The sequence below is a fragment of the Streptomyces sp. NPDC002734 genome (assembly GCF_040295685.1).
Lineage (GTDB): Bacteria > Actinomycetota > Actinomycetes > Streptomycetales > Streptomycetaceae > Streptomyces.
In genome coordinates this window covers 128,991-148,168 of the sequence record NZ_JBEOVU010000008.1, presented here as the reverse complement: position 1 = coordinate 148,168, position 19,178 = coordinate 128,991, and the positions used below count along the sequence as shown (strand labels likewise).

The following is a 19,178-nucleotide window of genomic DNA, read 5'->3' as shown; positions in this document are numbered from 1 at the left end:
ACGTGTCCGAGCAAGAGCTGCTCCTGACCGTGGAGGAGACCCACGGTCCGCTGGCCGTGGCCACGGTCGGCGGTGAGATCGACTTCCACACCGCGCCGATACTCCGCTCCCGGGTGCTCGACCTGATCGAGCAGGGCCGCACCCGCCTCGTCCTGGACCTGTCCGGGGTCGGATTCTGCGACTCGGCCGGTCTCAACGCGCTGATCAACATCTGGCACGCCGCCCAGGGCGCCGGGGGCGCCATGGCGCTCGCCTCCGTCCCGGCCCGGCTGGACCGGATGCTCAAGCTGACCGGCCTGGACACGGTCCTGGCCATCCACCCGACCGCCGACGCCGCGATCGCCGCGGTCGGCCCCCGCCCGGGCGGGGAACAGATCGTCGGCTGACCCGCCGACCGTCGGCCCGCCCGGGCACCCGTACGGCTCAGCAGGTCTCGACGCGCAGCTCCGTGAGGCCCCGCATCACCAGGTGGGGGCGCCGAGCCGGCTCCGCCGCGAGCCGCAGCCCCGGCGCCCGCTCCAGCAGCGCGGTCATCGAGGCGGCCAGCTCCATCCGGGCCAGCGGCGCCCCGATGCAGTAGTGGACACCCGCGCTGAACGAGATGTGCGGGTTGACCCGCCGGTCCAGCTCCAGCCGGTCGGGGCGGTCGAAGGCGGCCGGGTCGCGGTTGGCCGACCCGAACAGCAGGGCCAGCTCCGCGCCCCGCGGGATCACCGTCCCGTCGATCTCGACGTCCTCCAGCACCCACCGCTCGAACAGCTGAAGCGGCGTGTCGAACCGCAGTAGCTCCTCCACGGCGGACGGCACCAGCGCGTGGTCCGCGCGCAGCGCCGCCAGCTGCTCGGGGTGCTCGAAGAGCGCCGCCCACGCGTTGCCGGTGCCGTTGACGGTGGCCTCGTGGCCCGCGTTGAGCAGCAGCACGCAGGTCGAGATCATCTCCTGCTCGGTGAGCCGGTCGCCCTCGTCGTGCGCCGCGATCAGCGCGGAGATCAGGTCGTCCCCGCCGGGCCGCCGGCGCCGCTCGGCGATCAGCTCCCGCAGGTAGTCGCTGAACTCCACCGAGGCCCGGACCGCCTCCGCCGCCGTCTCCTCGGACGGGTTCAGCTCGTACATCCCGCAGATCGCCGCCGACCAGGGCCGCAGCGGCGCCCGGTCGGCCTCCGGGACGCCCAGCATCTCGGCGATCACCGCCACCGGCAGCGGCTCGGCGACCTCCGCCAGCAGGTCGCCGCCGCCCGCGTCCACCAGCCGCCCGGCCAGCTCCCCGGCGAGCGCCGTCACGTAGGGGCGCAGCCGCTCCACGGTGCGCGGGGTGAACGCCTGGGAGACCAGCCGCCGGATCCGGGTGTGGTCCGGCGGCTCCAGGTCGAGCATCCCGTGGTCGTTGAGGGTGTGGAACGGCTCGTGCTCCGGCGGCGGCGGGGTGCGGCCGAACTCCTCGTGGGTGAACCGGTGCCGGTAGGTGCGGCCGAGCCGCCGGTCGCGCAGCAGCGCCGACACGTCGGCGTGGTGCGGGACCAGCCACTGGCCGGTCTCCTCGCACCACAGCACCCGGCCGCGCCCGCGCAGTTCGGCGTACCCGGGGTACGGGTCGGCGACGAAGGCGGGGTCGGCGGGGGAGAAGGGCAGGGCTGCGGGTGCGGTCATCGGATCACCATGCCAGCTGGGCGATCTCCTCGGCCACCACGGCGGCGGCGTCGGCGGCCGGGTCGATCAGCGGGAAGTGGCCGACGCCGTCCAGCAGGGTCAGGCCCACCGCCTCGCCCGCCCGGGCGGCCGCGTCGGCGTACGACTCGGCGACGGCCGGCGGGACGTCGACGTCCTCGCGTCCCTGCACCACGGTGGTGGCGATGCCGCTGGGCAGCAGCAGCACCGGGTCGGCGTGCGGGCGGCGCTCCTCGAAGCGGCCGGGGCCGCCGAGGAACTGCAGCGCGGCGTCGCCGCAGACCTCCAGCCCGCCCGCGACCACGAAGTCGGCGATGGGCGCCAGCGCCACCACCCCGCGGACCGGGGCCGGCCGCGCCGTGCGCCAGGGACTCCCCTCGGGGAGCACGTGCCGGGCGGCCGCCCACAGCACCAGGTGCCCGCCGGCGGAGTGCCCGGTCCAGACCGTGCGGGAGAGGTCGGCCCGCTCGCCGAGGGCGTCCGCCGCCAGGCGGGGCAACGCGTCGAAGGCCGCGGCCACGTCGTCCAGGGTCTCGGGCCAGCGCCCCGCCTCGCCCTCCGCCGCCCCGCCCCTGCGGTACTCGGGCACGGCCACGGCGAACCCGCGGCCGGCCAGGAAGGCGGCGAAGGGGGTGACGTGCAGGCGGTCGTAGGGCGCCCGCCAGGCCCCGCCGTGCACCACCACGACCAGCGGCGCGGGCCGCTCCCCGGCGCTCCCGGCGGGCGGGGCGTAGAAGTCGACCACCTGGTCCGGGTGGTCGCCGTAGGCGCGGGTCGCGTCCGGTGCGACGGGCTCGTGCGAGAGGGCCGACCTCTCCTCGGCAACCGCCCGCTCCGCGGCCGTTCTCTCCTCGTCGGTCATGCGCTCGCTCCCACCTCTCCGCGGGCCCCGCGGCCCCTCGCCCCGCGACCGTCCACAGGGTGTGAGGACGATGATGTCGGACGCGTCTCGTCGGGCGGGTATTGCCCGAGTGCGGGAACATTGCGGAGGATGCCCACGGGGACCGGGGCCCCCGTGCCGGTATCGGCAGGGGCGGACCGCTACCCGGAGTACAGCAGGAGACAGCGATGTCCCGACAGGCTCAGCAGACCCACGAGCCGGAGACCCCGCATCTCGAGTTCGACGGCTCGACGCCCTACGAGGACTACGTCCGGGCGGATGTGCTGACCCACCTCCAGCAACTGCGCTCGGACGACCCGGGCGAGATGGTGTTCCTGGTGACCACCCAGGTCATGGAGCTGTGGTTCACGGTGATCGTCCACGAGTGGGAGACGGCCTCCCAGGCCCTGCGCCGCGACGACGTCCCGGCCGCGACCGACGCGCTCAAGCGGTCCGTGCGGGAGCTGGAGGCGCTCAACGCCTCCTGGATCCCGCTCGGCCAGCTCACCCCGGCGCAGTTCAACTCCTACCGCGGGGCCCTCGGCGAGGGCTCCGGCTTCCAGTCGGCCATGTACCGCCGCCTGGAGTTCCTCCTCGGCGACAAGTCCCGCTCGATGCTGGTCCCGCACCGCGGCACCCCGCGCGCCCACGCGGAACTGGAGAAGGCGCTCCACGAGCCCTCGCTCTACGACGAGGTGCTGCGCTTCCTGGCCCGCGGCGGCCACGCCGTGCCCGAGGCGGTGCTGCGGCGCGACGTCAGCGAGAAGTACGAACCGTCGCCCGAGGTCGAGCAGATGTGGGCGGACCTCTACGCCCGCGACCAGAACGACCCGCTGGTCCGCCTCGGCGAGGCGCTGACCGACGTGGCCGAGCTGGTCTGGCGCTGGCGCAACGACCACCTGGTCGCCACCCGCCGCGCGATGGGCGCCAAGACCGGCACCGGCGGCTCCGCCGGGGTGGCCTGGCTGGAGAAGCGGGCCCGCAACACCGTGTTCCCCGAGCTCTGGACGGCGCGCAGCCATGTCTGAACCCCTGTCACGAGCAACGGAACTGGACGCCGCCGACCCGCTGGCCGCGCTGCGGTCGCGCTTCGCGCTGGACGACGTGACCTACCTGGACGGCAACTCGCTCGGCGCGCTCCCGGTGGGCGTCGCCGAGCGGATGCAGGACGTCGTGCGGCGGCAGTGGGGCGAGCTGCGCATCCGCTCCTGGGACGAGAGCGGCTGGTGGGACGCGCCCGAGCGGATCGGCGACCGGATCGCGCCCCTGGTCGGCGCGGCGCCCGGGCAGGTCGTGGTGGGCGACTCCACCTCGGTCAACGTCTTCAAGGCGCTGGTCGCGGCGGTCCGCATCGCCCGTGAGGGCGACGGGCCGGTCGAGCGGGACGAGATCCTGGTCGACGCCACCACCTTCCCCACCGACGGGTACGTGGCCGGGTCCGCGGCGCGGATGACGGACTGCGCGCTGCGGCCGGTGCGCCCCGAGGACGTCCCGGCGGCGCTCGGCCCGCGGACCGCCGCGGTGCTGCTCAACCACGTCGACTACCGGGCCGGGCGGCTGCACGACCTGCCCGGCCTGACCGCGGCCGCCCACGCGGCGGGCGCGGTCGCCGTCTGGGACCTCTGCCACAGCGCGGGCGCGCTGCCGGTGGACCTGGACGAGCACGGCGTCGACCTGGCGGTCGGGTGCACGTACAAGTACCTCAACGGCGGCCCCGGCGCGCCGGCCTTCCTGTACGTCCGCCGCGACCTCCAGGAGCGGTTCGACACGCCCCTGCCGGGCTGGAACTCGCACGCCGACCCGTTCGGCATGCGCCCCGACTACGCCCCGGGGGAGGGCGCGGCGCGCGGCCGGGTCGGCACGCCGGAGATCCTGTCGCTGCTCGCGCTCGACGCGGCGCTGGACGTCTGGGAGGGCGTGGACGTCGCCGCGGTGCGGCGCAAGTCGCTGGAGCTCACGGACTTCTTCCTCGAGTGCGTCGCCGCGTACGTGCCCGAGGGGTCCGTGGAGTGCGTGACGCCCCTGCTCCACGAGGAGCGGGGGAGCCAGGTCTCGCTGCGGTGCGAGGGGGCCGGAGAGGTCATGCGCGAGCTGATCGCGCGCGGCGTGGTCGGTGACCACCGCCGGCCCGACATCCTCCGCTTCGGCTTCACCCCGCTCTACGTCACCTTCTCCGACGCCGAGCGCGCGGCCCGGATCCTCGGGGAGATCCTCCGCGGCTGACGCCCCCGGCGCCCGGACCGCCCACCGGCCCGCCGCCGTCCGCCCCACGGGGCGCGACGGCGGCGGGCCGGTCCCCGTTCCGGGGGCGGCGGCCTGCCGCGGGGTCAGTCCTGGGTGTAGGTGAGGCTGTCGCCGTCGGCCATGGTGCGGACGAGGGAGCCGCCCTCGACGGTGAGGGTGGAGGGGTCGCCGGCCGAGCAGGAGCTGAGCGGCTCGCCGTCGACCACCCGGGAGGGGCCCAGCCCGAGCACGCCGTCGCCGCCGGGCGCGTCGGTCAGGACGGCCTCGAAGACGCACCGGTAGGAGGAGGACGTGCCCTCCAGCGGCCCCTCGGCCACCAGGGTCAGCACCGGGTCGCCGACCTCGCCCTGGCTCAGCGTGATGTGACGGGGGTTGGACCCCGCGGTGTTCTCGATGACGGCGCTCCACTCCCCGAGGAACCGCTCGGGCACCGCGCCCGCGCCCGGGTCGTCGTCGCCCTTGTCGTTGTCGCCCTTGTCGTCGTCGGCCGAGGTGGTCGGGGGCGGTCCGGGCTTCCCGGTGGTCTCCGTGGTCGCGGAGGCGCCGGTGCGGGTGTCCTTGTCGGCCCGCTCGTTCGGGTCCTTGTGGCGCATCACGCCGTACACCACCCCGCCGGCGATCAGCGCGACGACCAGCGTCGCCGCCGCGACCAGCACCGCGGTGCGGGCGCGGCCCCCGTCGTCCGGGGGCCCGGCGGGCGCCACCGCCGTCGCGCCCGGGAGCGGCTGCCCGAACGGCCCGGCGGTGTGCTGCCCGGGGACCGGCGGCCAGCCGTAACCCCCGCCGCCGTGGCCACCGCCGCCGTGTCCGGGGACCTGCGCGGGACCGTGGCCGGGGACCTGGGCGTGGCTGCCCGGGACGGGGCCCGCGGGGTACGGGTGGGGTGCGCCGAAGGCGGGCGGGAACGCCGGGGCGGCCGGGGGAACCGGGGCGGCGGGCGCGGAGTGGGCCGCGGGAGCGGCGGGCGGCGGGGACGTGCCGGGGCCCGTCACCACCGTGAGCGCCTCCTCCGGCCGCGGCCCGGGGTCCTCGACGTCCAGGAGTTCCGCCGCGTGGCGCCCCAGCTGGGCCACCAGCCCGGCCGGCAGCCACGGGTCGCGGGTGCGGCCCGCCGCGAGGGTGACCTGCTCGCCGCTCACCTGCTCGAGCACGTCCTCCAGGGAGGGGCGCTCCGCCGGGTCCTTGCGCAGGCACGCGCCGATCAGCCCGGTGAGCCCCTCCGGGACGCCGGTGAGGTCGGGCTCGTCCTGGGCGATGCGGTACATCAGGGCGTGCGGACCGCTCTCCGCGTCGCCGAACGGGACCCGCCCGGTCGCCGCGTAGGCCAGCACCGAGCCCAGGCTGAAGATGTCGACCGCTGCCGTGATCCGCTCGCCCCGCACCTGCTCCGGGGCCATGAAACCGGGCGAGCCGACGACCGCGCCGGCATGGGTCAGCCCGCTGTCGTCGGCCGTCTCCAGCGCCCGGGCGATCCCGAAGTCGATCACCCGGGGCCCGTCGATGGTGATCAGCACGTTGGACGGCTTGAGGTCCCGGTGGACGAGTCCCGCCGTGTGGATGTCGCCGAGGGCCCGCGCGAGTCCGGCCGCCAGGATGCGCACGGTGCGCTCCGGGAGCGCACCGTGGTCGCGGCCGACCACCCGCTCCAGCGACGGCCCGGCCACGTACCCGGTGGCCACCCACGGCACGTCGGCCTCGGTGTCGGCGTCGAGCACCGGCGCCGTCCAGTCCCCGCCCACCCGGCGCGCCGCCCGCACCTCGTGACGGAACCTGGCCCGGAACTCCTCCCGCGCGGCGAGCTCGGCGCGCACCAGCTTCACGGCCACCGTGCGGCCGCGGTCGGACCTGGCCAGGAACACCTGCCCCATGCCGCCCGCGCCCAGCCGGGCCAGCAGCCGGTACGCCCCGATCCGCTCGGGGTCCCCCGCACCCAGCATCTCCATCGCGCCGTCCTCCCCTGGACCGGTCACCGCGCCCCCCGCGGTCCCCACAGCTCAGCCTCAGAAGCGTATCGGCGGATCCGGCCGGCGCGTGCCACGAGGGAGCCACACCCGGGCAACGAAGCCGTGTCCGCCGGCGAGGGCCCGCCGACCGCCGCGAGGCTGTTCTCCGCCACGCTGGTTAAGGTGACCGCAGGTAATGGACATGAGGCGTGTACCAGGGAGGGAGAGCGCCGATGGGAACGACCGGCGTCCCCGGCCCGGTGACCCGCAGCACCCTGCGCCAGCAGATCGCCGAGGCGCTGCGCGACGAGGTGCTGGCCGGGCGGCTGCATCCGGGCCAGGAGTTCACGGTGAAGGAGATCGCCGAGCAGTACGGCGTCTCCGCCACGCCGGTCCGCGAGGCACTGGTCGACCTGTCCGCGCAGGAGCTGCTGGAGGCGGTGCAGCACCGCGGGTTCCGGGTGCGGGCCTTCAGCGTCGAGGACTTCCGGCACATCGTGCAGGCCCGCGCGCTGATCTCCGACGGCATGTTCCTGCGGCTGGCGGCGCGGGCCCGCTCCGACGCCCGGGGCTTCCCCGACGCGGCGGAGACCGCCTCGCTGGCGGCGGTGCGGCGGCGCGGCGAGGAGTGCCAGCGGGCCGCCCACTCCGGTGAGTTGTCCGTGCTGATCGGCTACGACCTGCGGTACTGGCGGGAGTTGAGCAGCCTCTTCGGCAACCCGTACCTGACGGACTTCCTGCACCGGCTGCGCGTGCAGGCCTGGGTGTGCACGGTGCAGCACCTGCGGCGGCTCGCCGACCTGCGGGGCCACATGTGGGCCGGCCACACCGCCCTGGTGGACGCGCTGGGGCGCGGCGACGCCGAGGCGTCGCAGCAGCTCGTCGCGGAGAGCAACACCTTCTCGCTGGACCTGGTGGAGCGTCTCACCGCCTCGGACGCCGCCGACGGCTCCGGGCAGCCGGGCCGCGGGCAGGGCGGATAGCGGGGGAGGCGGGTTGAGGCCCCGTACACGGGGGACCACTCCTGCACGGGCCGGTCCGGCCCGGTACCCACTACGCTTCCCCTTCCACCTTTGACCCGAGGAGTCGTCCTTTGGCCTGTGACCTGTGGCTGGTCCCGCTCGTCGACGTGTTGTGCCACACCCCGGACAACCCCTTCGCCGAGGAACTCGCCGTCTACGACCGGGCGTTGATGGCCACCGGTGCGCAGCCGGTGCCGATCCACCAGTACACGCCGGGGGTCACGGGCGACGTCGCCCCGGTCGCCGGCTTCGACTACGAGGCGCTGCACTTCCTGCGCCGGGTCTACCTGCTCCAGGCCTGCGGGCTGCCGGTGACGCCGGTGGACGAACTCGGCGGCGACTACGAGCAGTTGCTGGAGATGTTCGAGACCACGGCGCAGCAGTCCCACCTGGTCTGGCACTACGACCACGCCGGGGCGTACCTGCCGGTGGACTTCCCGCACCCGCTGGTCAACGACGAGCTGCTGGAGGGCGGGGGGCCGCTCGGGTCCTCGCACGGGCTGCTGCGCGACCTGGAGTTCGTCGCGCCGGCCCTGGGGATCAACCCCGCCGCCCCGCCGGCCGCCCCGGCGCCGCCCTCCGCCCCCACCGAGCTGGAGGAGCCGGCCGACCCCGCGCCGTACGACCCCAGCCCGTTCGCCCGGGAGCGCCACGTGTGGCTGGGACTGCACGCGGCGGCGGTCCGCAGCCTGGGCCAGGGCTCGATGATCGTCTTCAGCTGACGCCCCGGTCCGCCGCGGTCACCGCCGCGGTCACCGTCGCCCCGGTCCGCCGCGGTCACCGTCGCCGCCGCCACCGTCGCCGCCGCCACCGTCGGCGTCGTCCGTGCGGGCGCCCGTGTCCCCTGCCGTCGTGGGGCGCACCCGCCCCCCGTCGTCGTGGGGTCACCGCGGCTCCGGGGGGCGCTGGCGCGGCATGTTGGGCCGGGGGGCCGCCAGGGAGAAGCGGCCGGCGCCGCCCACCGGGACGGCCACCTCGCTGCGTCCCCCGTCGGCGGCCCCCCGGGCCGCCGCGGGGACGTCGCCCCGCCGGAACTCGCCCATCCAGTCCGCCGTCTCGGCCCGCACCAGTTCGGTGACGTCCTCCGAGAACCTCCGCAGCACCCCCAGGCACCGCTCCGCCGCCTCGCCGGCCGTGCCCTCGGTGGGGCCCAGCACCTCACGCACGTTCTCCGAGGCCCAGTCGAACTGAAGGGCCTGCAACCGCCGCTGCACCGCCTGCGCCGTGGCCATGTCCCGCATCCAGCCGGAGGTCACCCCGAAGAAGCGGTCCGCGCCCCCGCAGGCGAGGGCGAGCAGCAGCGACAGGTACCCCCAGGGCGCCGCCCCGTCCATCACCTCGGCGAGGTCCAGCAGCGGGAGCCCCGCCGCGAGCACCGCCCCGGTGGCCGCGCCGCCGCGCAGCGCCCTGGCCACGCGCCGCTTCCAGACCCGGTCCGCGAGGTACCAGGCGGCGGTCTCCAGCGCGCACCGCTCGACCCACCGGTAGAGCTCGTCCAGCCGCCGGGCCGGCACGTCCCAGTCGCCCTGCGGGAAGGGCCGGCCCAGCAGGTCCCCGGGCAGCCCCGGCGCCCCCGGCCCGCCTCCGGTCCTGCCGAGGCCGGCGCGCCCGCCACCGGTCCGGCCGCCGGTCCGGCCGCCGGAGCGCGCCCCGCCGGTCCGGTCGCCGGCGATGCGAGCCCCGGGGGGCCTGTCGCCCGCCCCCGACGGCGCCTCGGACCGCCCGCCCTCACGCGACGGCGACGACGGCGGCTCCTCGGACCCGCTCTCCGGCATCTCCGGCTGACTCACCCGGCTACTCCCCACACACCTGTAAACGATCACTGCCGACCCGCCCGGCGGCCGCCTGCCCGCGCCCGCCGTCGCCGCCCCCGCGGTCCGGGCCACGGCGACCCTCCGGCTCCTGCGACCGGACCCGGCACCCCGTCGGCACTGTGCGTGACGCGGTGATCACGTGGCGTGCTCCGCGTGTCGGCACCTTTCCTACCCCCCAACGAGTGGCACAGGCAGCGGTTTGAACCACGGATCCGCCCGTAAGTGGCCTTTCAACAGGCGCAGGAGCCTCGACACGCTCACCCGAAAGTGTGACGGAGCGGCCATCGCGTCGACCGCGTAGGCTCGTTCAAGAGGGGTGAATCTTTCCGCCCTCTCAGGAAAGACGTGTCCGTGACGTGTCGTGTTCCGGCCCGCCGGAACCGTCGTGCCCGGCGCGAACGCGCCGGCCCAGCGAGCTCAGGAGCTGAATCGTGTTTCCCGGTGGTGGCCAGCCCAACATGCAGCAGTTGCTGCAGCAGGCCCAGAAGATGCAGCAGGACCTGGCCCGCGCCCAGGAGGAGCTGGCGAACACGGAGGTCGAGGGTCAGGCCGGCGGCGGCCTGGTGCGGGCCACCGTCACCGGTTCCGGTGAGCTGCGCGCCCTGGTGATCGACCCCAAGGCGGTGGACCCCGAGGACACCGAGACCCTCGCGGACCTGGTGGTCGCCGCGGTGAAGGCCGCCAACGACAACGCACAGGAGCTGCAGTCCCGCAAGCTCGGCCCGCTGGCCGAGGGACTGGGCGGCGGCAGCGGTATCCCGGGTCTGCCTTTCTGACCCGGGAGGCGGCGACTACCGTACGCAGAGGGCGGCTCCGCCAGGAGCCCCGAGGAAGGCAGGCAGGGCGTTGTACGAGGGCGTGGTCCAGGACCTGATCGACGAGCTGGGAAGACTCCCCGGCGTCGGTCCCAAGAGCGCGCAGCGCATCGCCTTCCACATCCTCCAGGCCGAGCCGACGGACGTCCGCCGGCTGGCGCAGGCCCTCATGGAGGTCAAGGCCAAGGTCCGCTTCTGCGTCACCTGCGGGAACGTCGCGCAGGAAGAGCAGTGCGCGGTCTGCCGCGACCCCCGGCGCGACCTCGCCGTCATCTGTGTGGTGGAGGAGCCCAAGGACGTCGTGGCGATCGAGCGGACCCGTGAGTTCCGCGGCCGCTACCACGTGCTGGGCGGAGCCATCAGCCCCATCGAGGGGGTCGGCCCCGACGACCTGCGGATCCGGGAGCTGCTCGCGCGGCTCGCCGACGGCGCCGTCACGGAGCTGATCCTCGCCACCGACCCCAACCTGGAGGGCGAGGCCACGGCGACGTACCTCGCCCGCATGATCAAGCCCATGGGCCTCAGGGTCACCCGCCTGGCCAGCGGCCTCCCGGTGGGCGGCGACCTGGAGTACGCGGACGAGGTCACTCTCGGCCGTGCCTTCGAGGGGAGACGACTCCTAGATGTCTGACGCAACGCTGCACTCCACCGCGATGGACCCCGGTGACTTCGCGGTCCAGATCGCCGACCAGGTCGAGAGCTTCCTGGTCGCCGTCACCGAGGTCGCCCGGGGCGACGATCCCGACTCGGCGGTCCCGTTCCTCCTGCTGGAGGTCTCCCAGCTGCTGCTGGCCGGCGGCCGCCTCGGCGCGCACGAGGACATCGTGCCGGACGAGCGCTACGAGCCCGACCTGGGCCCGGAGCTGGACGTCGACGAGCTGCGCGAGCGGCTGGCCGCGATGCTCGACCCGGTCGACGTCTACTCCGAGGTGTTCGACCCGTACCAGCCGCGCCGCGCGCCGGTCCCGGCCCGCATCTCCGACGACCTCGCCGGCGTCATCACCGACCTCCGCCACGGCATGGCGCACTACCGCGCCGGCCGGGTGACCGAGGCGCTGTGGTGGTGGCAGTTCTCCTACCTCTCCAACTGGGGCGCGATGGCCTCGGGCGCGCTGCGGGCCCTGCAGTCCGTGGTGGCGCACGTCCGGCTCAACCAGCCCCTGGAGGCGCTGGACGGCCTGGACACCGACGAGCACCTCGAGGAGGAGGCGCTGGCGGAGGCCGCGGGCGAGGTCATGTTCCAGGAGATCGCCGGTCCGCTCGGCCTGCGCCGCGTGAAGTAGGCCATACAGCCTGCTCAGGGGTTTGCCGTCACCCGGACGGGGGAGGCGCGCCCTCGGCCGGGGCGGTGCGGGAGCCGCCCCGGTCACCTGCGGGCGGCGGCACACGAACGGGACATCTCATCATCCGGTTGACCGGATGGGATTTTCAGCCGCTCGTTAGACTGAATCGACCGCCGCACACCTGTGCGCGCGGCTGGAGACGGAAGCGAGCGAGGAGCGCACGTGGGCCTTGTCGTGCAGAAGTACGGAGGTTCCTCCGTAGCCGATGCCGAGGGCATCAAGCGCGTCGCCAAGCGGATCGTGGAGACCAAGAAGAGCGGCAACCAGGTGGTTGTCGTGGTCTCCGCGATGGGCGACACGACGGACGAGCTGATCGATCTCGCCGAGCAGGTGTCGCCGATCCCTGCCGGTCGCGAACTCGACATGCTGCTGACCTCCGGTGAGCGGATCTCCATGGCGCTGCTGGCCATGGCGATCAAGAGCCTGGGCCAGGAGGCGCAGAGCTTCACCGGCAGCCAGGCAGGTGTCATCACCGACTCGGTCCACAACAAGGCGCGCATCATCGATGTCACGCCGGGCCGCATCCAGGCCTCCGTGGACGAGGGCAACGTCGCGATCGTCGCCGGTTTCCAGGGCGTCAGCCTGGACACCAAGGACATCACCACCCTCGGCCGCGGCGGATCCGACACCACCGCCGTCGCCCTCGCCGCCGCGCTGGAAGCGGACGTCTGCGAGATCTACACCGACGTCGACGGCGTGTTCACCGCCGACCCGCGCGTGGTGAAGAAGGCCCGGAAGATCGACCGGATCTCCTTCGGCGACATGCTGGAGCTGGCCTCGTCCGGGTCCAAGGTGCTGCTCCACCGCTGTGTGGAGTACGCCCGCCGTTACAACATCCCGATCCACGTGCGGTCGTCCTTCAGCGGGCTGCCCGGCACCTGGGTCAGCAACGAGCCCATTGAGCAAGGGGAGCAGCAGGTGGAGCAGGCGCTCATCTCCGGTGTCGCCCATGACACCTCCGAGGCCAAGGTCACGGTCGTCGGCGTGCCCGACAAGCCGGGCGAGGCCGCGGCGATCTTCCGCGCGATCTCCGACGCGGAGATCAACATCGACATGATCGTGCAGAACGTCTCGGCGGCCTCCACGGGCCTGACGGACATCTCCTTCACGCTGCCGAAGTCCGACGGCCCCAAGGCCATCGAGGCGCTGGAGAAGGCCCGCACCGCCATCGCGTTCGACTCCCTGCGCTACGACGACCAGATCGCGAAGATCTCCCTCGTCGGCGCCGGCATGAAGACCAACCCGGGCGTCACCGCCGACTTCTTCGACGCGCTCAGCCGGGCCGGCGTCAACATCGAGCTGATCTCCACCTCGGAGATCCGCATCTCGGTGGTCACCCGCGCCGACGTGGTCGAGGAGGCCGTGCGCGCCGTGCACACCGCCTTCGGTCTCGACTCGGACAGCGACGAGGCCGTCGTCTACGGCGGCACCGGCCGCTGACGCGGCGCCTCCGCCGGAACCGGGGCCCTTCTTTCCTCGTCCTTGGATGAGGAAAGGGGGGCCTCGTCCGCATTCTTCGGGCGATGAAACCCCTGGCCGGCAGCCATGAGCTTTATATGATCGGGGCGGACGTGTGTGCGGTCCGGCCGGCGCCTCTTGCCTCGGCCGCTGTCCCGTCCGAAGATTTCCCTTTCGCTGTCAGGGCGGTCGGGGGGACGTTCCGGGGGACGGTCGACGTATTGGGGAAGAGCGGGGCATGAAAGATTTCGGGACGGGTTCGACGAGGGCGTACAACCCTCAGGGGGGTCGGGACGTCCAACGGGCGTGGCAGAGGTTCTCGAGTTCCCCGTGGCGGCACGCAGCGCCGGCCTGCGCCCTCGCCGGTCCCCCAGACCCGGCGGTACGCCGGGCGGCATGCCGGTGATCGCGCCCATGCCGTCGGCGCGCCGCGCACGTGTACCCGCTCCCCGGCAGGGTGACGGCCTCATGCCGTCCCAGGCCACCGGCTCCACCGAGGCGGTGGCCCAGGCCGGAACCACGGTCGACCACCTCACCGCGACCTACCGGGAGCACTACCGGTCGCTGCTGCGCCTCGCGGCGCTGCTGCTCGACGACACCGCGTCCTGCGAGGACGTGGTGCAGGAGGCGTTCATCCGGGTCCACTCGGCCCGCCGCCGGGTCCGCGACCCGGAGAAGACGCTCGCCTACCTGCGCCAGACCGTCGTCAACCTGTCCCGCTCGGCACTGCGCCGCCGCATCCTCGGCCTGAAGCTGCTGTCGAAGCCGATGCCCGACATGGCGAGCGCCGAGGAGGGCGCCTACGACCAGCTGGAGCGCGACTCGCTGATCAAGGCCATGAAGGGGTTGCAGCGCCGCCAGCGCGAGGTGCTGGTGCTGCGCTACTTCTCCGACATGACCGAGGCACAGGTCGCCGAGACGCTGGGCATATCCGTGGGCTCGGTGAAGGCCTACGGCTCACGCGGCATCGCCGCCCTGCGCGTCGCGATGGGAGCGACGGCATGAGCGGTCCCGACGACGACGACCTGGCGCGGCGCACCGCTTTCGGCCGTTCCCGGCCGTCACGGGTACGCCGCACCCGCCACTCCTGGCATCCTTGGCTCCCGTCGGACCGCGGTCCGACGGCACAGAGCCCGAGCGCCTCCAGCCCGCAACCCAGCCCGCACGAACCGCACGGTGGGAACGAACCTGTGAACGAACGCCCCGACGAACAGAGCCTCGGGTCCGGGCTCGGTCCGGACGAGGCGGAGCTGCGACGGCTGCTCCACCAGGCCGTCGACGTGCTCGAGCCCAGCGACGACACCCTGGACTACCTCCGGCACGCGGTGCCCGCCCGGCGGGCCCGCAAGCGCCAGGCCCTGGTGGGCATGGCGGCGGCCGCCCTCTTCGCCGGCACGGCCGTCCCCGCGGCGGTGCACGTCTCCACGGCGGGCTCCGCCGAGGACGTGCGCGCCGGCAGCGCGTCGGGCGGCACCGAGGTCCAGGGCGGCCAGGGCGACGACCTGCACACCGGGGTCACCGCCGGCACCGCGCTCCCCGGCCTGCCGGGCGTCACCGACGACGTCGGGTCCCGGGGCGGCGACAGCAAGGGCGGCAAGGACGCGGGCGCCGACGCGAGCGCCCCGGCGTCCGCCCCCACCTGCACGGCGGCCCAGCTGTCGGCCCCCGTGGGGGAGCTCGGCCCGGTCGGCGCCGACGGCAGCGTCTCGGGCGTCTTCCGCGTGTACAACTCCTCGATCGCGGGCTGCTCGGTGAGCGACCCGGGCACCGTCTCGGTCAGCGCCCTGGGCGCGGCCGACCCGGCCCGGATCGCCGTCGTCCGGCAGGCCGGCGACCAGCAGGAGTACGAGCAGCTGCTGCTCGCCCCCGGCAACTCCTACGTCATACGCGTCTCCTGGGTCGCCTCCGGCTCCTGCCCGACCGACGACCCGGTGGAGTCCCCGACGACGTCCGGCGGGACGGACGGCGGTGGCGGCGGCGACGCGGCGGGCGGCCAGGACGGCGGCACCAGCGCGCCTCCCACCGTGGGCGGCAGCACCGACGGCCGGGTCGGCTCGACGGGCAACGAGGGCACCGAGGACGGCGTGTCGACGCAGCTGGGCAAGAGCCAGGCGAACGCGGACGGCAGCGTCGTGGTCAGCTACCGCCCGCAGGGCGCGGACGCCGCGGGCACGGCGGCCTCGGTGACGGTCCCGGGCGCGTGCGCGGGCACCGTGTACCGGACGGGGATCCTCGCGGGCAGCTGAGGCCCTGGGCCCGGGCAGCGATCAGGAAGCGGCGGGAGCGGACTCCCGCCGCTCCTGCGTTTCCGGGTCCTGCCCGGTGGTGGCGGGGGCTCCGGCGTCGGCGTTCGCGGCGTTCGCGGTGTCGTCCGCGTCCTCGGGGAGGATGCCCAGCTCGGCGTCCCGGACGAACTCCGCCTCGCGCCGCAGCAGCCGGTACCACATGAAGACCACGAAGCCGGCGAAGACGAACCACTCGCCGGTGTAGCCCAGGTTCTGGAAGGCCTTCAGGTCCAGCCCGCTGCCGGGCGCGGCCGCGGGCGGCACCGCCTTCATGCCCGCGTCGCCCTTGTTGAGCACGACCCAGGCGTCGTACACGTCGTACGGCACCAGGTTCACCAGCGAGGCGGCGCTGATCGCGCCGGTCTGCCCCGCGGGCAGGCCGCCGGCCGCGGGCACGCCGTTCTGGCCGGGCACCTCGGACACCTGCAGCGCGCCCGTCACCGTGACCTCGCCCGCGGGCGGGGCGGGCACGTCGGCCGCGTCGGGCGTACCGGGCAGCCAGCCGCGCACCACGGGCAGCGCCCTGCCGTCGCCGGTGCGGAGCATGGTCAGCACGTACGAGCCGCGCCGCTCGTCCACCTCGCGGTCCGGCACCAGCAGCTGCTCGCCGTACCGGCCGGTGACGGTGGCCTGGTCGCCGACCGTCTGCTTGTCGACGGGGAGCAGCTCGGCCAGCGGCCGCGCGGTGCTCGGGTCGGCCTTGCGGTCCTCGGCGGCCTGGGCCGTCGCGTCGCGGTGGCCGTCCACCCGGGTCTCGAACCGGTCCAGCTGCCATGTCCCCATGAACACGCAGAACGGCACGGCGAGCAGCACGAAGACGTTGATCCCCCACCAGCGGGGCGTCAGAAGGAACCGGTACACCCCACCCACGGTACCGGGGCCCCGCCCGGTCCCCGGGGCCGGGCTGCCCGCCCGCCCGGCCGTCGGGAGCCGCCGCCGCGAGGCCGCCGCAACCGGTGCGCCTAGCGCCGCCCGGGCGCTGCCCCGGATGCGCTCCGGCAGCGGCCGGAGCGCTACCCCGGACACCGCTCCGGCAGCGGTCGGAGTGCTGCCCCGGACACCGCTCCGGCAGCGGTCGGAGTGCTGCCCCGATGCCGCTCCGGCCGCTGCCCGAACCGCTGTCCGCACCACTCCGCGCCCGGGCCCGCCGAGCAGGCACTATGGGGCCATGACTGACACCACCGGCCACCCCGAGGCCCCGGAGACGCCCACGACCATGCCCGACTGGGAGAAGAGGTTCAGGGCCCCGCGCGTGTCCCTGCCCGACTGGGCGGAGGACGCCCCCGACCGCTCCCTGTTCGTCTCCAACGCGACGGGCACCTACGAGCTCTACGCCTGGGACCGCGCCACCGGCGCCCAGCGCCAGGTCACCGACCGCCCCAACGGCACCACGGACGGCACGCTGACCCCCGACGGCGCCTGGATCTGGTGGTTCGACGACACCGACGGCGACGAGTTCGGCGTCTGGCGCCGCCAGCCGTTCCACGGCGGCCCCGACGAGGAGGCCGTCCCCGGCCTGGAGCCCTCCTACCCGGCCGGTCTCGCCCTGGGCAGGGACGGCCGCACCGCCGTGGTCGGCCGCTCCGCCGACGACGAGGGCACCACCATCCACCTGGCCCGCGACGGCGAGGACCCGGTCGAGATCTACCGGCACGCGGAGTCCGCCGGTGTCGGCGACCTGTCCCACGACGGCTCGCTGATCGCCGTCGAGCACACCGAGCACGGCGACGCCATGCACTCCGCGCTGCGCGTGCTGCGCCCCGACGGCAGCACCGTCGCCGAGCTCGACGACACCAAGGCCGGCACCGTCGAGCTGGGCCTGGAGGTCCTCGGCTTCGCCCCGGTCGACGGCGACGCCCGGCTGCTCGTCGGCCACCAGCGCCGGGGCCGGTGGGAGCCCATGGTCTGGGACGTCGCCACCGGCGAGGAGACCGACCTGGCCCTGGAACTGCCCGGCGACGTGAGCGCGGAGTGGTACCCGGACGGCTCCGCGCTGCTGATCGCGCACAGCTTCGAGGCCCGCAGCGAGCTGTTCCGCTACGACCTGACGAGCCGCGCCCTGGAGGAGATCGACACGCCGCCCGGCACGGTCTCCGGCGCCACCGCCCGCCCCGACGGCAGCGTGGAGTACCTGTGGTCCTCCGCCGCCCGGCCTCCGGTGGTGCGCTCCACCTCCGGCCGCGTGGTGCTCGACCCGCCCGGCATGAAGGCCCCCGAGTCGGTGCCGGTGGAGGACGTCTGGGTGGAGGGCCCCGGCGGCCGCATCCACGCCCTGGTGCAGAAGCCGGCCGGCACGACGGGCCCGCTGCCCACCGTCTTCGAGATCCACGGCGGCCCCACCTGGCACGACAGCGACGCCTTCGCGGCAGGCCCCGCGGCCTGGGTCGACCACGGGTACGCGGTGGTCCGGGTCAACTACCGCGGCTCCACCGGCTACGGCCGGGAGTGGACGGACGCCCTCAAGCACCGGGTGGGCCTGATCGAGCTGGAGGACATCGCCGCGGTCCGCGAGTGGGCCGTCTCCTCGGGCCTCGCCGACCCCGCCCGCCTGGTCCTGACCGGCGGCTCCTGGGGCGGTTACCTCACCCTGCTCGGCCTGGGCACCCAGCCGGAGGCGTGGGCGGTCGGCATCGCCGCCGTCCCGGTCGCCGACTACGTGACGGCGTACCACGACGAGATGGAGGCGCTGAAGGCCATGGACCGCACCCTCCTGGGCGGCACCCCGGAGGAGGTCCCGGAGCGCTTCGAGGCGTCGTCCCCGATCACCTACGTCGACCGGGTCCGGGTGCCCGTCTACATCTCGGCCGGGGTGAACGACCCGCGCTGCCCGATCCGGCAGGTCGAGAACTACGTCAAGCGCCTGGAGGGCCGCGGTGCGGTCCACGAGGTCTACCGCTACGACGCGGGGCACGGCTCCTTGGTGGTCGACGAGCGCATCAAGCAGGTCCGGCTCGAACTGGACTTCGCGGCGCGGCACCTGCCGGGCGCGGACGCCGGGGCGGACGCGACGCCGACGGCGGGCTGACACCGCCCGGTCCGCGCCCGCCCGTTCGACCGCCCGTCCGTGAACTGTCCGTAGTGGCCGATGACGCCTCGGTATACGTAAAGTCACGATTCGTTCACTCTCCGATGCGTCAACGCCTCGCGTGCGGGATACGGATAGGCCGTGCTCACAGATTCGACCAGCTCCCACCAGAACCCCCGGCGGCGCGTGTCCGAGCGGCACGCGCCGGCGGCCGGGGGTCCCGGGTGTGCCGAACCCCTCGTGTTCGCCTCCCAGTTCAGGTCCTCGCCCCGCGGGGCCCGGCAGGCCCGGCACTGCGCCGTGCGCCGGCTCGCCGAGTGGGGGTTCCCACCGACCTCCGACCTGTCCTGCGCGGTCGCCCTGCTGGTCGGTGAGCTGGCCGCCAACGCGGTGCGCCACGGGCGGGTGCCGGGGCGGGACTTCGCGCTCCGGCTCGCCGTCGACGAACTCGGCGGCCTCGCCCGCGTCGAGGTGATCGACGCGTCCGAGACCCCGCCGCCCTCCGTCGCCGCGCAGGCCGCGCCGGAGGACGAGTCGGGGCGAGGGCTCCTCCTGGTCGACGCGCTGGCCGTCCGCTGGGGCTCGCAGCCGCGGCAGCCGATCGGCAAGATCGTCTGGGCGGAGCTCAAGACCGGCTGAGCCGATCCGGTGCGGGCGGCGGGGTCTTGAGGCTCCCCTCGAAGA

18 protein-coding genes are annotated in these 19,178 nt (G+C 74.6%); 13 read left to right on the top strand and 5 right to left on the bottom strand.

Features of this window, described 5'->3' with window-relative positions:
• Positions 1 to 2: 2 nt before the first annotated feature.
• The gene (locus ABT026_RS10035; RefSeq protein ID WP_351113662.1) at positions 3 to 386 is read left to right on the top strand and encodes an STAS domain-containing protein; all 384 of its coding nucleotides are present in this window, start codon (positions 3 to 5) and stop codon (positions 384 to 386) included.
• A gap of 37 nt (positions 387 to 423) precedes the next feature.
• Here the strand turns inward: ABT026_RS10035 and ABT026_RS10030 are convergent, their stop codons facing one another.
• Together ABT026_RS10030 and ABT026_RS10025 are read right to left on the bottom strand one after the other, a co-directional pair.
• Positions 424 to 1,647 (bottom strand): cytochrome P450, encoded by a 1,224-nt coding sequence (locus ABT026_RS10030; protein WP_351113661.1) that lies wholly within the window; start codon positions 1,645 to 1,647, stop codon positions 424 to 426.
• A 4-nt stretch (positions 1,648 to 1,651) separates the two neighbouring features.
• Positions 1,652 to 2,527, bottom strand: a complete 876-nt coding sequence (locus tag ABT026_RS10025) for an alpha/beta hydrolase family protein (RefSeq protein ID WP_351113659.1) — start codon at positions 2,525 to 2,527, stop codon at positions 1,652 to 1,654.
• A gap of 206 nt (positions 2,528 to 2,733) precedes the next feature.
• On the opposite strand from ABT026_RS10025, the gene ABT026_RS10020 reads away from it, so the two are divergent.
• The gene (locus ABT026_RS10020; protein WP_351113658.1) at positions 2,734 to 3,573 is read left to right on the top strand and encodes a tryptophan 2,3-dioxygenase family protein; all 840 of its coding nucleotides are present in this window, start codon (positions 2,734 to 2,736) and stop codon (positions 3,571 to 3,573) included.
• Positions 3,566 to 4,768, top strand: coding sequence for a kynureninase (kynU, locus tag ABT026_RS10015; RefSeq protein WP_351113657.1), 1,203 nt, complete (start codon positions 3,566 to 3,568; stop codon positions 4,766 to 4,768). The genes ABT026_RS10020 and kynU overlap by 8 nt, the downstream gene beginning before the upstream one ends.
• A 104-nt stretch (positions 4,769 to 4,872) precedes the next feature.
• On the opposite strand, the gene ABT026_RS10010 is transcribed toward kynU, so the two are convergent.
• Positions 4,873 to 6,732: a serine/threonine-protein kinase gene (locus ABT026_RS10010; protein WP_351113655.1), complete on the bottom strand. Its 1,860-nt coding sequence runs from the start codon at positions 6,730 to 6,732 to the stop codon at positions 4,873 to 4,875.
• Between the two features lie 233 nt (positions 6,733 to 6,965).
• Here ABT026_RS10010 and ABT026_RS10005 point away from each other — a divergent pair, with 233 nt between their 5' ends.
• Both ABT026_RS10005 and ABT026_RS10000 read left to right on the top strand, forming a co-directional pair.
• Complete coding sequence (locus ABT026_RS10005) at positions 6,966 to 7,715, top strand: GntR family transcriptional regulator (RefSeq protein WP_351113654.1); 750 nt, start codon at positions 6,966 to 6,968, stop codon at positions 7,713 to 7,715.
• A gap of 110 nt (positions 7,716 to 7,825) precedes the next feature.
• Entirely contained in the window at positions 7,826 to 8,476 is a 651-nt protein-coding gene (locus ABT026_RS10000) for a putative DNA-mimic protein (RefSeq protein ID WP_351113653.1), read from the top strand.
• A gap of 162 nt (positions 8,477 to 8,638) precedes the next feature.
• On the opposite strand, the gene ABT026_RS09995 is transcribed toward ABT026_RS10000, so the two are convergent.
• A complete protein-coding gene (locus ABT026_RS09995; RefSeq protein ID WP_351113652.1) occupies positions 8,639 to 9,544 on the bottom strand; it encodes an SLATT domain-containing protein in 906 nt (301 codons plus the stop codon).
• Between the two features lie 455 nt (positions 9,545 to 9,999).
• On the opposite strand from ABT026_RS09995, the gene ABT026_RS09990 reads away from it, so the two are divergent.
• The 6 genes from ABT026_RS09990 to ABT026_RS09965 all read left to right on the top strand — a co-directional run bounded on the left by ABT026_RS09990 (position 10,000) and on the right by ABT026_RS09965 (position 15,430).
• The gene (locus ABT026_RS09990; RefSeq protein ID WP_108956940.1) at positions 10,000 to 10,344 is read left to right on the top strand and encodes a YbaB/EbfC family nucleoid-associated protein; all 345 of its coding nucleotides are present in this window, start codon (positions 10,000 to 10,002) and stop codon (positions 10,342 to 10,344) included.
• A gap of 70 nt (positions 10,345 to 10,414) precedes the next feature.
• A complete protein-coding gene (gene recR, locus ABT026_RS09985) occupies positions 10,415 to 11,014 on the top strand; it encodes a recombination mediator RecR (RefSeq protein WP_351113651.1) in 600 nt (199 codons plus the stop codon).
• Positions 11,007 to 11,666, top strand: coding sequence for a DUF5063 domain-containing protein (locus ABT026_RS09980; RefSeq protein WP_351113650.1), 660 nt, complete (start codon positions 11,007 to 11,009; stop codon positions 11,664 to 11,666). Before recR ends, ABT026_RS09980 begins: the two co-directional genes overlap by 8 nt.
• A gap of 222 nt (positions 11,667 to 11,888) precedes the next feature.
• Complete coding sequence (locus ABT026_RS09975) at positions 11,889 to 13,166, top strand: aspartate kinase (protein ID WP_351113649.1); 1,278 nt, start codon at positions 11,889 to 11,891, stop codon at positions 13,164 to 13,166.
• Positions 13,167 to 13,490: 324 nt separating this feature from the next.
• Positions 13,491 to 14,189: a SigE family RNA polymerase sigma factor gene (locus ABT026_RS09970; protein WP_502967938.1), complete on the top strand. Its 699-nt coding sequence runs from the start codon at positions 13,491 to 13,493 to the stop codon at positions 14,187 to 14,189.
• 185 nt (positions 14,190 to 14,374) lie between these two features.
• Entirely contained in the window at positions 14,375 to 15,430 is a 1,056-nt protein-coding gene (locus tag ABT026_RS09965) for a hypothetical protein (protein WP_351113646.1), read from the top strand.
• A 21-nt stretch (positions 15,431 to 15,451) separates the two neighbouring features.
• Here the strand turns inward: ABT026_RS09965 and ABT026_RS09960 are convergent, their stop codons facing one another.
• Positions 15,452 to 16,330 (bottom strand): SURF1 family protein, encoded by an 879-nt coding sequence (locus ABT026_RS09960; RefSeq protein WP_351113645.1) that lies wholly within the window; start codon positions 16,328 to 16,330, stop codon positions 15,452 to 15,454.
• A gap of 307 nt (positions 16,331 to 16,637) precedes the next feature.
• Between ABT026_RS09960 and ABT026_RS09955 the strand changes: the two genes are divergently transcribed.
• Both ABT026_RS09955 and ABT026_RS09950 read left to right on the top strand, forming a co-directional pair.
• Positions 16,638 to 18,494, top strand: a complete 1,857-nt coding sequence (locus ABT026_RS09955) for a S9 family peptidase (RefSeq protein ID WP_351113644.1) — start codon at positions 16,638 to 16,640, stop codon at positions 18,492 to 18,494.
• A 240-nt stretch (positions 18,495 to 18,734) separates the two neighbouring features.
• Positions 18,735 to 19,133 carry an ATP-binding protein gene (locus tag ABT026_RS09950; protein ID WP_351113643.1) on the top strand — a complete coding sequence of 133 codons (399 nt, stop codon included), beginning with the start codon at positions 18,735 to 18,737 and terminating at the stop codon, positions 19,131 to 19,133.
• Positions 19,134 to 19,178 lie beyond the last annotated feature (45 nt).